Here is a 14,266-nt window from a genome sequence, read left to right as displayed (position 1 = left end):
GCGCATGGGTAACTTTATTAAGAGCTGAAACGGAGGAATTATATGAAAAAACAATTGAGTGTATGGTTGGCGGTGGTTTTAACAGCTTCAGCGTTGGCGGGATGCGGTTCATCAAAGGAAGCGCAGACTCAGCCGGCTGGGGAGACGGTATCTGCCCAGGGAGAAACAGGGAAAACAGGAACTACGGAACAGGCTCCGGCTCAAGACGGCGAACTGCGCGTGGCCTGGTGGGGAAACCAGAAGCGGACAGACGATACCATATCGGTGTTTGAACAGTTTGCAGAACAGAACAATGTGAAATTTACATATGAGTACAACAGTTTTAACAGCTATTGGGAAACGCTCGCAACCCAGTCGGTAGGAAATAATATGCCGGATATCATAACGCAGGTGACGGATCAGTTTGCCGGATACATTAACAATGGGCTTCTGGTTGATCTGACGCCCTATGTGGATAATAAGACACTGGATTTGTCCGATTGTGAGGACGCGTATATTTCAGGCGGATACTATAACGGCGGGATTTACGGTGTGCCGCTGGGAACCAATGTAATGACCATAATCTATAATCCGGATCTGTTTCAAGCGGCCGGAGTTGCGGAACCGGAAGGGAACTGGACCTGGTCCGACTTTGTGGATACAGCCCGGGCAATCTATGAAAAAACAGGGGTGCAGACAGAAAATGTCGCCGTAGGCATGCCCAGGTATCTGCTGGAACCGATGATCCGCTCTAAAGGCCAGTCGGTTTACTCTGACGACGGTAAGCAGTTTGGTTTTGATGATTCCACCAAGGCTGAAATGGTAAAAGTCATTCAGGATTGTTATGATCTGGTTCAGGAAGGCGTTTTCGTAGATCCTGAGGAACAGCTTTTGTGGAAGGATAATTCTGAACGCGCCCTCTGTAAGGGGGAAGCCGCCATGGGAATGAACTGGAGCAGCGTATTCACCACATTTTCCAGTTATTATGACCTGGATCTGGCTATGGCTACACAGCCAGTATTTGACGATGGAACCACACAGGGCATGTATCTGCGTCCGGCCCAGTTTTTCTCCATTACCAAGGACTGTGATAACCCGGAACTGGCGGCGAAAGCCATCAGCTATTTTATCAATGATTCCAGCGCCAATGAAGTGCTAAACGGTGAAAGGGGAATCCCGGCCGTGACCGAAATCCGCGCCAAGCTGAAGGAGACAGCAGGAGAAACGGATAAGAAAGTCTATGAATTTATGGATTATGTGCTTGAATATTGCAGAGACGCTGACCCGACGGATCCGTCCAATTCCAAACAGTGTGTGGAAATACTTAACAACAATGTGAATGAAGTGATGTATGGGCAGATGACTGCCCAGGAGTGTATTGACAGCTGGATGGAACAGTCTCTTGACATTTTGGCGAAATAATCCGGAAAAATAAACTGGCAGAATACAGCGGGGCTAAGGCTTTTAGTCCCGCCTTTTTAAAAGACTTGTCAGTGCGAAAGAGGTGAAGTAGGATGAATGAACCTTCGGCAGGAAATAAAAAACAATTCAGTTTCTATAAATTTTTATACAGCAGCAACACCGTGGGATATTTCTTTATCATGCCATGGCTGATCGGGTTTTTAGCGTTTACCCTGGTTCCATTTGTGATGTCCTTTGTGCTGTCCTTTACGGATTTTAATATTTTGTCCTCTGATACCAGATTTGTGGGAATGGAAAACTACATCAAACTGTTTACCCAGGACAAGCTGTTCCTGAAGTCGCTGCAGGTAACCTTTAAGTTTGCGTTTATATCGGTCCCCCTCCGGTTGATTTTTGCTCTTTTTGTGGCAATGATACTGAACCGGAAATCCAGAATGGTGGGCGTTTACCGGGTGGTATATTACCTGCCTTCCATCATCGGCGGCAGTGTGGCGGTTTCCGTCATGTGGAGAAATTTATTTACAAAAGCCGGCGTGGTAAACAGTATTCTGCAGGCGGTTGGATTTAACTGCAGTGTCAACTGGCTGTCTAACAGGAGCACCGCCCTGTATACCCTGGTATTGCTGTATGTATGGCAGTTCGGTTCTTCCATGCTGATCTTTTTGTCTGGGCTGAAACAGATTCCGGTTACTTATTATGAAGCGGCGGATATGGATGGAGCGGGGCGGGTGAAGCAGTTTTTCTTCATTACCCTGCCCATGCTGAGCCCTGTGATCCTGTTTAATCTTGTTATGCAGATTATCAACGGATTTATGGTATTTACCCAGGCGCAGATTATCACAGACGGAGGGCCGGTCAATGAAACCTTGGTTTATGTGCTCTACTTATACAAACAGAGCTTCAAATACTATGAGATGGGATATGGGTCCGCTATGGCGTGGATTCTGCTGTTGATTGTGGCATTTTTTACTGCAATTGTATTCAAGTCCTCCAATCAATGGGTATTTTATGAGAACAATGCGGACAAAGCGCCTAAGAAGAAAAAAAGGAAAGGGGGCCGTTCATTATGACAGCTATAGCCATGGGAATGAAAAAAAAGAAGAACCTGGAAAATGTAATATTCCATGTGGTGGTGGGTGGAGTGGCGGTTCTCATGTTTTATCCGATTATCTGGATGTTTTTCAGCTCATTTAAGGAAACGCGTCTTGTTATGACGACAGTGACGCAGCTCTTTCCAAAGGAATGGACTTTGGACAATTATTTTACGGGCTGGAAAGGATTTGGAGGAATTACTTTTGCTACATTTTTTAAAAATTCTCTGGTGATTACACTTCTGTCTACAACAGGGGCGGTGTTGTCATCCTCTATGGTGGCATACGGATTCGCCAGAATCCAGTTTAAAGGTAAAAATGCCCTGTTTTTTTGTATGATCATCACTATGATGCTTCCCCATCAGGTTATTATGATACCACAGTACATTATTTTTAACATGCTGGGATGGGTGAATACGGCCCTGCCAATTGTGGTTCCATCCTGGTTTGCGAAGGCATTTTTTATCTTCATGATCATGCAGTTTATAGAAGGGGTCCCCAGGGAGCTGGATGAGGCGGCCCGTATTGACGGGTGCAGTGATTACAGCATTTTTACCCATATTATCGTGCCTCTGGTTCGTCCGGCCATGGTGACGTGTGCGATTTTTGAGTTTTACTGGAAGTGGGACGACTATATGGGATCTTTGCTTTACTTAAATTCTCCCCAAAAGTATACGGTTGCGATTGCGCTGAAAAATTTTACCGACCCCATGAGCTCTTCCGATTATGGAGCTATGTTCGCAATGTGCGTGCTTTCGCTGCTTCCGGTGATTATCATATTTCTGCTGCTACAGAAATATATCGTGGAGGGAGTGGCTTCCAGCGGAATTAAAGGTTAAATCAGGAGGTTTTAAAAGAATATGAGAGATCAAATTTTATTTCAGGACGATTTTAAGACATTTCCAATCGGTGAATTCCCTTATGACAGGGATCATTCTGCGGCAGGAGAGTATCACTATGTGGTGGAAAGCGGCTGCCATGGGGATTGGAAAGACCAGGTATCCAATTTTACCTATAATGGGCACGGGCCTTCCTGGATTATAACAGAGAGTGGGGGAACCCACTATATGGAATCCTGCCGGATTGAGAAGGGGAAACCTCATAGGATTTTCCCCACCCTGCAGACTGGGGACGTGCTTTGGAAAGACTATGATGTCTCCGCAACTGTGAGGCGGCTTTCCACAAAGGGAATGGCGGGGTTGGCATTTAACATGAATGACAGCATTGATACCCTGGTATTTTCCCTGGAATACAAAAAAACGGCCAATTTGTCTTACCGGCATAAAGAAGAGGTGATCGTCCTAAAAAGTGTTCCTTTTGAATCGGACTGTGACCAGTATTATAAACTTCTGGTATGCTGTGATGGAAGCAAAGTTACCTGCTGTGTAAACGGGCAGGCGCTGATCGAATATGAAGGAGAACTGGCGTCAAGAGGCGGTAAGATTGCCGTGACGGCGGACTGTCCCACCCAGTTTACGGATGTATTGGTGAAGGTTACGGATAGGACGGCTGATGAAATCAGGAAGCGGATACAGTCCAGGGAAGAGAAAGAAAAACAGCTTCAAGACCAGTATCCTAAAATGAAGCTGTGGAAAAAGATTGATCTGAAGAATTTCGGAACCAGCAGGCAATTGCGCTTTGGACACCTGACAGGGACGGAAGAATGGCATATTGTGGTGCCTCAGACCCAGAAACGGGTGGAACGGGATTCCTATGCACATATAAGCTGCATAACAGCCATTGATCTGGATGGCAATATCTTATGGCAGAAAGGGGAGCCTTCAGAACATTCTCATATTCTGGGCAAGATCAGTGCAGACCTTCCGATCCAGGTATACGATATCGATGGGGACGGAATCGATGAGGTGATTACTGCCCATAACTTTGAACTTCAGATTCTGGACGGAAGAACCGGTGAGGTAAAAAAATCGGTGAAAACACCATATTCGGATGACCCGGATGATACGCTGATCGGCGTGCCTTATGGACAATATGCATTTGACCGGATTAACCCGGATGGAATCAGAATTGCCAATTTCAGAGGGCTTTCCCGGCCGTCGGACCTATTGATTAAGGACCGGTACTGCCGCATATATGCATTGGACAGTGACTTAAACCTGATGTGGAGATACAGAAGCCCTAAGAATACGGGGCATTTCCCCATGGCAATTGATGTCAATGGAGACGGGCATGATGAGCTGTTATGCGGCTATACGCTGCTGGACTGCAATGGTAAGGAGATCTGGACTTATCCAGTACAGACAGATCATACGGACGAGATTGTTGCAGGAAAATTCATGGCGGGAAGCGATAAAGGCTATTTTGCCTGTGTGTCGGGAACCCAGGGATTTTTTATCGGCGACTTTCAGGGAAATATTGTGAAAAGGGATTTTATCGGACATGCCCAGCGGGTCAGTGTGGCCAATTACTGCCCGGAGAGGGAAGGATTTGAAATCGCGGTGACCAATTTCTGGGGACATCATGGTGTTTTATATCTATATGACTGTTTTGGAAACCAGATTTGGGAACAGGAAAATGAGATGAACGGCAACGTTCTGGCTCCGGTGAACTGGGTTGGAAATGGCCGTGATTTTATCTTAACCAATGGGGATCCCAGCCGCGGCGGACTTTTGGATGGGGATGGAAACCGGGCGGTGAGTTTTCCAGATGACGGCCATCCGGTCATGTGCTGTGAGGCCATTAATTTATGCGGGGATGACCGGGATGAACTGGTTGTCTGGGACTATCACTCCATCTATATTTACACCCAGGACGACGGGAGGAAGCCGACGGAGTATCATCCAGTGAAGTATCCGTTTTATAATGCTTCGAATTACAGGGGAGAGTATTCGTTTCCGGACGAGAGCTATATCACATTTAAGGAAGAACCGGAGGGAAAATAATGAAATATCAGGATCATAAATGTACGGATTTGAAAATTGCCTATATTGGAGGAGGAAGCCACGCCTGGGCCTGGGTCTTTATGACCGATCTGGCACAGGAGGAGCAGATTAGCGGTGCCGTGAGGCTGTACGACATTGATGAAGAGGCAGCAAAAAACAATGAAATAATAGGAAACCGGCTGTTTGCCAGGGGCGATGTTAAGGGAAAATGGAAGTTTGAGACGAAACGATCCTTGAAAAGCGCATTGGAGGACGTTGACTTTGTAATTATTTCCATTCTTCCGGGAACATTTGATGAGATGGAAGTGGATGTGCATCTGCCTGAAACTTATGGGATTTTCCAGTCGGTAGGGGATACGGCCGGGCCGGGAGGGCTTATGCGGGCGCTCAGGACTATCCCTATATACCGGGTGATCGCGGAGGCGGTTAAAGAAAACTGCCCCGATGCCTGGGTAATTAACTATACAAATCCCATGTCCTTGTGCGTGAAGACTTTATATGAGATATTTCCTGAAATCAAGGCATTTGGCTGCTGCCATGAAGTGTTTGGAACCCAGAAGGTGCTGCGGGATATCTGTCGGATTGAGGAAGGGATTGAGGGGATCAGGAGAGATGAAATTATTGTCAATGTACAGGGAATCAATCATTTTACCTGGTTTACAAAGGCCTCTTACCAGGGAATTGATCTGTTTCCGATATACCGGAAATTTATCTCGGAACATTTTGAGGAAGGGTATCATGATCCTGACAGGAACTGGATGAACGGTACATTTAACTGCGCCCATCGGGTGAAATTTGATTTATTTAATAAATATGGGGCCATTGCCGCGGCGGGAGACCGGCATCTGGCAGAGTTCATGCCGGGAGATATGTATCTGAGGGATCCGGAAACTGTGGAAAAATGGAAATTCGCGCTGACTACGGTGGAGTGGAGAAAAAAACGTCAGGCGGAAAAGAATGCCCAGGCACTGCGCCTGGCGGCAGGAGAAGAGGAAATTGAATTAAAGGAAACAGGGGAAGAAGGAATCCGGCTGATTAAAGCCCTCTGCGGGCTGGAACGGATAGTCAGCAATGTGAATATTCCAAATACGGCGGGGCAGTTAAACAATATTCCAAGGACAGCAGTGGTTGAAACAAATGCGGTATTTTCCCGGGATTCGGTGGCCCCGGTGGCAGCAGGTGATATGCCCGATGGGATTTTACAGTTGACTATGCCTCATGTGGAAAATCATGAAAGGATTTTGGCGGCGGCGTTGAATTGTGATTTTGGTAAGGCGATGGAAGCATTTATGGAGGATCCTTTGGTGAAAGGGAGAATTTCTGAGGTGGAAGGGAGGGAATTGTTAAAAGAGATGATGCGTGGGACAGCGGATTATCTTCCAGGGGAATGGTTTTGATATGGGGATTTAAAGTAAAGGGTGAAGGCATTTTCGAAAATGCCTTCACCCTTTACTTTAATAATTAAGGATTAAGAAGGCATCCAATTTCCTTAATATTAATATAAAAGTCATCATATATATTCCCTTTGATGGTGGCATCAAAGGGATATTGTACCGTAAAACAGTCCCCTTCAAAATAATTAACCGTAACAGTGCGGCGGCCAGGATCAACAATCTCTTATCACAGACGATCATAATATCCGGCTGCACAATAGTAAGGGGCCTATCATTTAAATTCGCCTCAAAAGGGGCAGAGTATGGTTTGCAGGGGTTATTTTTCCGTTTGATGTAATCCGTTATAGTATATAAAAGTTCCCTTGATATCTCTTGATGTATCTGTGATGGGCTTGCCATATATTGAATCTGTCCGTCAAAAACCTCTGCTCTTGTATTCTCCGGAAGAGCTTCATATTCCTCTAAGGTAATCAGACGTTGCCGAGGTAATGGCATTATAGCACTTCCTTTCTCACATTGCTTTAAATTATTTAGTATTTAATAAAGTACAGTTTACAAGGGACTACACAGGGTAGGTATCTGACGGGAGGGGTGCCGCCAGTCAGATTTTCCATGTGATGTTCAAGCTGTCGCTTGTGGCGGCTATGGTGGTGATCATCAAATCCACCACACGCCGCTTGTCATCAAAAGATACATTCTCCCAGGTATCGAGGTAGCCGGAAATCTGGCTGACCTGTTCCGGGCTGATGGCCTCCACAGTCAACTCCGCTATCCTTGCCAGAAGTTCCTGCTTGCGCCCGTCCAGTTCCGCTATCTTCACATTCACATAGGAGAACAGGACATTGTTTGCCCCCGTCAGACTGTCCACCAGCTTTTCAATCTCGCTGTCTACATGGGCAAGTTCCACTTGCAGGGCGGTGATTTTCGGGTTTGCCTTTGCCGCTTTCTTTTTTCCTGTCAGCGTCTTGTAGCTTGCCAGCTTCTTTACCATCTGCTGATAAACAACCGCTTCCAGTTCCGAAGTGATGATTTTCCCACAGCCAGGACAGCTTTTATTGTCCAGCCGTTTCGTGCAGCGGAGATACTGTTTGCCGGAGGGATTGTAGATACTCATAAGAGCATACCCGCAATTCCCGCACTTGATTTTTCCTGCCAGCCATGTGTGGGTGGCTTTCCGGGCAGACTGGATTTTCATGTTGTTCATCAGCTTCTTGCGGCAGGTCAGCCAGGTGTCGGAGGGGACGATACCCTCATGGGGAGCCAGTACCAGCATTTGGTCTTTTAAGTCGTTTTTCTTGCTGGCCTTTACATCTCGCCCTTGATACAGATAGCAGCCGTTCATGCCCGTAAAATCGGCAACGTCATTGACAATGACTGTACCTTGACTTTTGAAAAATTCGTACACATCAAGGTCTGCCTGCACATAGACAGGATTGCGTAACATCTGCGCCAGCGTGGGGCGTATCAGCTCTTTGCCATGGAACAAAATCCCCTGTTCGGCAAAGTACCGGGTAATGTCCCCGTAGGAAGTTGTGGGCTGGGCGTACATCTCAAACATCAGCCGGATATTGGCCGCTTCCTCCGGGTTTACCACCAGCTTCTTTGTGTTGATACCGTCCATCTTGATAGGCTCCGTATGGAAGCCGTAAGGGGCTTTCCCGCCCATCTTAAAGCCCCGCTGACTGCGGGAGTAGTAAGCGTCCGTTACCCGCTTCTGTATCGTTTCCCGTTCAAGCTGGGCGAACACGATACAGATATTCAGCATGGCCCGTCCCATCGGCGTGGAGGTATCAAACTTTTCCGTAGAGGACACAAACTCCACATTGTACTGCTGGAACAGCTCCATCATGTTGGCAAAGTCCAGAATGGAACGGCTGATACGGTCGAGCTTGTAAACCACGACCTTTGCAATCAAGCCCCGCTTGATGTCCCGCACCAGTTCTTGAAACTTCGGACGGTCTGTGTTCTTGCCGCTGTACCCTTTGTCTGTGTATTCCTTGCAGTTACCGCCTTTCAACTCGTATTTGCAAAATTCAATCTGGCTTTCAATGGAAATGCTGTCCTTTTTGTCTACCGATTGTCTTGCATAGATTGCGTCTATCCGATTGTTCATATTGTCGCTCCTTTTCTTAAAAAAGAAACGGAGCTGCTGACAGTTCTATTATACCGCCAGCAGCCCCGCAAATCAATGATGGGTTTGGAAAACCTTATGTCCCGGCTTCCTCACTCTCCCGCTTGTCGGCGTACTTGCGGAACACCTCATAAAGCTGCTGTTCCAGTTCCCGGCGTTTGGCTGCTTCCTGTTCCGGCGTGAACACCGGGGAGAGATTTTCCAGTGTGATTTCCTTTCCCTGAAAAGTCACGATTTCGATTTCCTTTTTGTATCTGATATTACTTATAAGATCACCTTTCCTTTCCATGCTGCCGCTGTTGCCGTTTCAGTTCCGCTAAAATCTCCGGCGGGATACGGTCAACCAGCCGCCGCATATCGTCCAGTTCGCTTTTTAACTTCGCCCGTTCCATCGTGTCATTCATCTTGCCTTTTTCGCTGGCCTTTGCCCTGACTTCCAGCTTTTCATTTTCCGCTAACAAGTCATTGATTGTGACCTTGTATTTTTTCAGTTGCCCGGAGAAGTTCTCCATCTGCGGAAACCACTTTTTCAGCATGGAGAGGGCTTCCTCTTTCTTCTTTCCGGCGTTCAGCGGGGTAATGCCGGAGAGAACCGCTTCAATGGCCCTCGCCTGTTTGGAGAGGTTGACCGCCTGTTTGAACAGCCGGGTGGGGATATGCTTCCGGCCCGTCTTGCTGGCGCTTTCCCCACGCTCCAGGTCGGGGTACTGCTCCACCATACAGGCGTGAAAATCGTCCTGCCACTTCGTCAGATTGGCCCGGTTGCCGATAATTTCTTTGGCGCACAGGCGGTTGTCCTTTGTCAGCGGCACAAAGACCAAGTGCAGATGGGGCGTTTTTTCATCCATGTGTACCATAGCCGAAACGATGTTCTCCCGGCCCACCCGGTCAATGAGGAAGTCCGCCGCCCTCTGGAAGTAGGCCGCTATCTCCTTTGGGGACTTGCCCTTGAAAAACTCCGGGCTGGCGGTAATCAGCGTGTCCACAAACCGAGTGCTGTCCTTGCGGGTGCGGCATCTGGCCTGCTCGATGCGGCTCTGAATGAAATGGTAGTAGCGGCCATCCGGCTTGACGATGTGGAAATTGTACTTGCTCCGGCTGGTGTCAATGTCCGGGTTGCTGGCGTACTGCTCCTTTTTCCGTTCATGGTGGGCTTCCAGCGGCCCCGCCGGGTGGCCCTTGTGCTTCTCAAATCGCAAAATTGCGTGTTGTGCCATTGAACTCCTTTCCCCATTCCATTCCTTTCCGGCGGGTTTTCCCGCCGAAAATATCTCTGATAGGATTGGAATGGAATGAATGTAAATAGATGGTTTTAATCTCTGTATTTCTATATACCGTCAGATTTCCGTACTTCAAGAGGATTGATTTTCGTACTCGCCAAGTACGGTTTTCAGCCCTCCGGCGTACCATAACCGGATTTCTTGAAGTCGGTGTTTGGAACCGCTTCATAGGATTTCGGGTAAATGCGGTTGGGTTTTCCACAGCCCTGTTTCTGGATTTCCACCAGCCCCGCATACTGCAACTCCCGCAGGGTGTTGACCGCTTTCTGCCGCCCGCAGCGGAGCAAAGCGACCACCTCGCAGATGGGGTAGTACAGGTAGACCCGCCCGTACTCGTCCGCCCAGCCGTTCTTCCGGGACAACTCCGCCCGGCGCAGGACAAAGGCATACAGCACCTTCGCTTCGTTGCTCAAGGGCTGGAATGTGGGTGCTTCAAAAAGGAAATTGGGGAGCCGGGTGAAACTGAACGCCTTTTCCGGCTGGTGAATATAAATCGTGTTTGTCATAGCGTGTTTTGTGGACGGTTAGAGGCCCGTTTTCCGGGGCGAATGATAAATGATACCAGCCGCCCCGGTTGAGGGCTTGCGGAGCCTTGCAAATCAAGGCTTTTCCCGCTCTTAACTGTCCACAGCAGACCTCCTTTTCCGTTCACTTTCTGTTTTCTGCCGCCTGTGAACTCTGGCGGCGCAGTCCGGGCAGTATTTGCCCCGGTTGGACTTCGGGACGAACACACCGCCGCACTCCGCACAGCGTTTCAAGTCCCTGTCCCGGTAAATCTCCGCTTCCAGCGTCCTGTCCAGCGGCAAGACCGCCCAGCGGAACCACTTGCAGCAGACGGAGAACGAAATCATCTGCGGACAGGCGCAGGTGTCGCCATCGTCCAGCGCAAGGCAGTTTCCGTCCTCGCAGTTGCAGCACTCCCGGCGTATCAGGCCGCTGGCTCGTCTCTTCTGGGGCGGGGTTATGCGGTAGGGGGAGCCGTCCGGCCTGTGTTCCAGCGGCGGCAGGTGTTGATAGGGTCTTTTGCTCATGCGTCCCTCCGTTTTCTTTGGCGTGTTCTGTTTCCAAGGTGCTTGTCCATCGATGAACTATCCCAAGTCTACACCTTTTTGACCGCCTGTGCCGTATATCCAAGAGGTAGGAAATCAGCCTGAAAAACTCCCTATTTCCACGCTCTCGGATTTGTGATATAATCAAAAAAAGATAAAAGACAAATTCAGGTTTCTGGTCTTCTTGCACAAAATAAAGGAGGAGCTATTATGCAAATTGTTTATATTCCAAGCGAATCAATGTCTGTTCAAGGTAAAAAAGATGAAATCTATAAAAGATATGGGAAAGACTGGAATATTAGAGAACAGGGAGGAGGTAACGGAAATTGGTTGTTGACCAGAAAAAGTGATGTGCTTGTAGATGGAAAAAGTTATCGTACTTTTGTACTTGAACACTACGGTAAATCCAAGCTGACAGCGAAGCTTGTTGATAAATTTCGTGAAGATGTAGCAAATGGTAAAATAAAACTGTAAATGCCTATGCCGTTATGCTATGAGCATAGTACATAGCATAACGGCTTCTCTTTCGTTGAGCTAGCAAGGAGGGTGAATATGTCTTTATCCATACAAGAGCGATTAAAAGACCTACGTGTGGAGCGTGGCTTGACGCTGGGGCAGCTTGCGGAGCAGACCGGGCTTTCCAAGTCTGCGCTGGGCAGTTACGAAACGGAAGACTTCAAGGACATCAGCCACTATGCCCTTATCCGGCTGGCGAAGTTTTACGGTGTGACCGCTGATTATCTGCTGGGGCTGTCTGAAATGAAAAATCACCCAAACGCCGATCTTGCAGACCTGCGTTTGAGTGATGAAATGATTGACCTGCTGAAAAGCGGGAGGATAGACAATACCCTGCTGTGTGAGCTGGCGGCGCACCCGGATTTCCCCCGGCTGATGGCTGACCTTGAAATCTATGTGAACGGAACGGCACTGAAACAGGCGCAGGGTGCAAACGCCATAGTGGACACGATGAGCGCAACTGTTATAAAAAAGCATAATCCTGGCATGAGTGATACGCAGTTAAGACAGCTTATCACCGCCCATATTGATGAGGACGAGTTTTGCCGCTATGTGATACAACGGGACATAAACGGGATTGCCCTTGCTCTGCGGGAAACACACAAGGACGATTTTTTCAGCGTCCCAGAGGATAACCCGCTAAAAGAAATGCTGGAAACTGCTGGTGAAATCGTCAGCCAGGACAGCGACACGGAACAAGCGTACTTGGCGTTTATCTGCAAACGGCTCAAGCTGAATTTTAGGAAGCTGTCAGTAGAAGAACGGAAGTGGCTGAAAAAGATTGCGGAAAAATCCGACTTGCTGAAGAATCCAAAACCGCAGAGAGGACGAAGATAAAAAATGCCTGAACGGCGGTTCTGGTTTTTCAGAACCACCATCCAGGCATTTTGTTTAGTAATAGAAAAAGGTGCAGTTGATTATTGCGTATTGTCAATCTCTCTCAAACCGGGTAGTAAAAATACGGCAAGCGCAACGATGATAATGCCAATTCCGCAAATGACAAACCATTTCTCAACTCCCAGCCGCTCCGCCAGAGGCCCGGAAATGACAAGGCCAAACGGCATGGCGAGGGAAGCGGCGCTTGTCAGTAGAGAAAAAACTCTCCCCAGATATTCTGGTTTGACCGTTTCTTGAAAAATCGCATTTTGCACACCGTAAAATGGAGCGGAAATTCCCATAACAGTACAGCACACAACAAAGACAAGAAATGCGTCTGGCGGCAAAAGCCCGGAGAGCATATTGCTAACGCCCATCAGGAGAACGGAAAGACCGATGGTGTACCGCCGTTTCTTAAAACCGCCCCAAATGCTCAGAATGACTCCGCCAAGCAGCATACCAACCGCAAAAGCAATTTCAGCGGCAGAGGCATGGGCCGGTGTTCCTTTGAAGTATGACATACAGATGAGAGGAAAAAGCGTACTGATTGGCATATAAAAGAACATATAAATTACACCAATCCAGAGCAGAGCAAAGAGGCCCCTGTTTTGCTTTAATACCACATACCCCTCTTTCATATCCTGTAAAAACTGTTGTCTTTTCGTTTCTGGACATAGTTCAGGCGTTGGTATGGACGAAATCGCAACAGTCACACAGGCAAGGATTGCACCCACAATATCTAACAATATAATTGCATTAAGAGGCCAAACAGCATATAAAAACGCTGCGGCAGCTGGACTGATAATCGCACTTACTGCTTGCATGGTCTGCGTGTAACCAGCGCATTTTGTAAGTTCCTCTTTTGGCACAATCATAGGTGTTGCTGCGCTGAATGCTGGAGAATGAAAAGCAGTTCCCGCACTTCGGATTAACAGGACAACCATAATAGACCATACGGGCAATTCCATGTAAAACGCCACCAGCGCCAGAATACCGCCAGCGGCGGCAATTATCAAATCCGCACCAATCATTACGCTTTTACGGCTGTGCCGGTCAACAAAAGCACCTGCAAACGGGCCTAAACAGGCTTGCGGCAAAAATCCAATCAGTGTTGCCGCCGTCAATATGATTGCAGAATTAGTTTTCGCAACCAAATAAAAGATAATGGCCATTTGCAAAATACCGCTGCTAATAAAGGATATTGCTTGTCCGGCAAGAAGTGTAAAATAAGTTTTTCTCCATGAATTGTTGTTTTGGGTCATAATGCGAACCTCCTTTTTTATTGCATTGTTCCTTTGTTTCTGCAATAAAAAGCAGGCGTTGTCCCACAGAGAGGGCAGACGCCTGCATAACAACAAAGCACGAAAAAACACCACGATACAGTTCAAAGACTGCTCGTGTCAAACCTACGTGTTCCTTTGCATACGCACGCAAAAAAAGCCCACCATCATGTGGAAAGGTACTTCTACTTTTTATTGCTTATTAGCGTACACAAATTAACACACGTAAGCCTCCTTCCAATCTCAAACTGTCGCACAGTATAACACACATCCGATAGACTTGTCAACCATTTTTAACCTTGTTTTCCATCTTGTTTTTCCATCTCTTACGGGCAGTAGCAAAGC

General features: G+C 47.7%; 14 protein-coding genes. 7 read left to right on the top strand and 7 right to left on the bottom strand.

Translation table 11 applies throughout. The annotated features are described in order from the left end of the window. Positions 1 to 42: 42 nt before the first annotated feature. From GPL15_RS18900 to GPL15_RS18880, 5 genes are all read left to right on the top strand, one after another. Positions 43 to 1,401, top strand: coding sequence for an extracellular solute-binding protein (locus tag GPL15_RS18900; protein ID WP_215700247.1), 1,359 nt, complete (start codon positions 43 to 45; stop codon positions 1,399 to 1,401). Positions 1,402 to 1,493: 92 nt separating this feature from the next. After that, entirely contained in the window at positions 1,494 to 2,471 is a 978-nt protein-coding gene (locus GPL15_RS18895; protein ID WP_215700246.1) for a sugar ABC transporter permease, read from the top strand. Beyond that, the gene (locus tag GPL15_RS18890) at positions 2,468 to 3,331 is read left to right on the top strand and encodes a carbohydrate ABC transporter permease (RefSeq protein ID WP_252198502.1); all 864 of its coding nucleotides are present in this window, start codon (positions 2,468 to 2,470) and stop codon (positions 3,329 to 3,331) included. The genes GPL15_RS18895 and GPL15_RS18890 overlap by 4 nt, the downstream gene beginning before the upstream one ends. A gap of 21 nt (positions 3,332 to 3,352) precedes the next feature. Next, on the top strand, positions 3,353 to 5,395 hold the full coding sequence (locus GPL15_RS18885; RefSeq protein WP_215700245.1) for a hypothetical protein: 2,043 nt from the start codon (positions 3,353 to 3,355) through the stop codon (positions 5,393 to 5,395). Next, positions 5,395 to 6,792 carry an alpha-glucosidase/alpha-galactosidase gene (locus GPL15_RS18880; protein WP_215700244.1) on the top strand — a complete coding sequence of 466 codons (1,398 nt, stop codon included), beginning with the start codon at positions 5,395 to 5,397 and terminating at the stop codon, positions 6,790 to 6,792. The genes GPL15_RS18885 and GPL15_RS18880 overlap by 1 nt, the downstream gene beginning before the upstream one ends. A gap of 57 nt (positions 6,793 to 6,849) precedes the next feature. Here the strand turns inward: GPL15_RS18880 and GPL15_RS18875 are convergent, their stop codons facing one another. The 6 genes from GPL15_RS18875 to GPL15_RS18850 all read right to left on the bottom strand — a co-directional run bounded on the left by GPL15_RS18875 (position 6,850) and on the right by GPL15_RS18850 (position 11,231). After that, positions 6,850 to 7,284 (bottom strand): Uma2 family endonuclease, encoded by a 435-nt coding sequence (locus GPL15_RS18875; protein ID WP_252198501.1) that lies wholly within the window; start codon positions 7,282 to 7,284, stop codon positions 6,850 to 6,852. A 106-nt stretch (positions 7,285 to 7,390) separates the two neighbouring features. Next, a complete protein-coding gene (locus tag GPL15_RS18870) occupies positions 7,391 to 8,902 on the bottom strand; it encodes a recombinase family protein (RefSeq protein ID WP_002575864.1) in 1,512 nt (503 codons plus the stop codon). A 94-nt stretch (positions 8,903 to 8,996) separates the two neighbouring features. Then, positions 8,997 to 9,209: a hypothetical protein gene (locus GPL15_RS18865; protein WP_002584948.1), complete on the bottom strand. Its 213-nt coding sequence runs from the start codon at positions 9,207 to 9,209 to the stop codon at positions 8,997 to 8,999. Next, positions 9,193 to 10,137: a MobV family relaxase gene (gene mobV, locus GPL15_RS18860; RefSeq protein WP_002575862.1), complete on the bottom strand. Its 945-nt coding sequence runs from the start codon at positions 10,135 to 10,137 to the stop codon at positions 9,193 to 9,195. The genes GPL15_RS18865 and mobV overlap by 17 nt, the downstream gene beginning before the upstream one ends. 173 nt (positions 10,138 to 10,310) lie before the next feature. Beyond that, complete coding sequence (locus GPL15_RS18855; RefSeq protein ID WP_002575861.1) at positions 10,311 to 10,706, bottom strand: replication initiator protein A; 396 nt, start codon at positions 10,704 to 10,706, stop codon at positions 10,311 to 10,313. A 111-nt stretch (positions 10,707 to 10,817) separates the two neighbouring features. Beyond that, positions 10,818 to 11,231: a cysteine-rich VLP domain-containing protein gene (locus GPL15_RS18850; protein ID WP_002575860.1), complete on the bottom strand. Its 414-nt coding sequence runs from the start codon at positions 11,229 to 11,231 to the stop codon at positions 10,818 to 10,820. 228 nt (positions 11,232 to 11,459) lie between these two features. On the opposite strand from GPL15_RS18850, the gene GPL15_RS18845 reads away from it, so the two are divergent. Further along, on the top strand, positions 11,460 to 11,723 hold the full coding sequence (locus GPL15_RS18845; protein ID WP_002575859.1) for a hypothetical protein: 264 nt from the start codon (positions 11,460 to 11,462) through the stop codon (positions 11,721 to 11,723). 78 nt (positions 11,724 to 11,801) lie between these two features. Further along, a complete protein-coding gene (locus GPL15_RS18840; protein ID WP_002575858.1) occupies positions 11,802 to 12,602 on the top strand; it encodes a helix-turn-helix transcriptional regulator in 801 nt (266 codons plus the stop codon). A gap of 80 nt (positions 12,603 to 12,682) precedes the next feature. On the opposite strand, the gene GPL15_RS18835 is transcribed toward GPL15_RS18840, so the two are convergent. Further along, positions 12,683 to 13,903 (bottom strand): MFS transporter, encoded by a 1,221-nt coding sequence (locus GPL15_RS18835; RefSeq protein WP_002584949.1) that lies wholly within the window; start codon positions 13,901 to 13,903, stop codon positions 12,683 to 12,685. Between the last annotated feature and the right edge of the window lie 363 nt (positions 13,904 to 14,266).

This window comes from Clostridium sp. MCC353, assembly GCF_018785315.1.
Taxonomy (GTDB): Bacteria; Bacillota; Clostridia; order Lachnospirales; family Lachnospiraceae; genus CHH4-2.
This window is presented reverse-complemented; position numbering and strand designations above follow the sequence as displayed.

Excerpts from the sequence above, each read along its gene's own strand:
- GPL15_RS18900 (WP_215700247.1), top strand. The coding sequence starts at position 43 with ATGAAAAAACAATTGAGTGTATGGTTGGCGGTGGTTTTAACAGCTTCA.
- GPL15_RS18895 (WP_215700246.1), top strand. The coding sequence starts at position 1,494 with ATGAATGAACCTTCGGCAGGAAATAAAAAACAATTCAGTTTCTATAAA.
- GPL15_RS18890 (WP_252198502.1), top strand. The coding sequence starts at position 2,468 with ATGACAGCTATAGCCATGGGAATGAAAAAAAAGAAGAACCTGGAAAAT.
- GPL15_RS18885 (WP_215700245.1), top strand. The coding sequence starts at position 3,353 with ATGAGAGATCAAATTTTATTTCAGGACGATTTTAAGACATTTCCAATC.
- GPL15_RS18880 (WP_215700244.1), top strand. The coding sequence starts at position 5,395 with ATGAAATATCAGGATCATAAATGTACGGATTTGAAAATTGCCTATATT.
- GPL15_RS18875 (WP_252198501.1), bottom strand. The coding sequence starts at position 7,284 with ATGCCATTACCTCGGCAACGTCTGATTACCTTAGAGGAATATGAAGCT.
- GPL15_RS18870 (WP_002575864.1), bottom strand. The coding sequence starts at position 8,902 with ATGAACAATCGGATAGACGCAATCTATGCAAGACAATCGGTAGACAAA.
- GPL15_RS18865 (WP_002584948.1), bottom strand. The coding sequence starts at position 9,209 with ATGGAAAGGAAAGGTGATCTTATAAGTAATATCAGATACAAAAAGGAA.
- mobV (WP_002575862.1), bottom strand. The coding sequence starts at position 10,137 with ATGGCACAACACGCAATTTTGCGATTTGAGAAGCACAAGGGCCACCCG.
- GPL15_RS18855 (WP_002575861.1), bottom strand. The coding sequence starts at position 10,706 with ATGACAAACACGATTTATATTCACCAGCCGGAAAAGGCGTTCAGTTTC.
- GPL15_RS18850 (WP_002575860.1), bottom strand. The coding sequence starts at position 11,231 with ATGAGCAAAAGACCCTATCAACACCTGCCGCCGCTGGAACACAGGCCG.
- GPL15_RS18845 (WP_002575859.1), top strand. The coding sequence starts at position 11,460 with ATGCAAATTGTTTATATTCCAAGCGAATCAATGTCTGTTCAAGGTAAA.
- GPL15_RS18840 (WP_002575858.1), top strand. The coding sequence starts at position 11,802 with ATGTCTTTATCCATACAAGAGCGATTAAAAGACCTACGTGTGGAGCGT.
- GPL15_RS18835 (WP_002584949.1), bottom strand. The coding sequence starts at position 13,903 with ATGACCCAAAACAACAATTCATGGAGAAAAACTTATTTTACACTTCTT.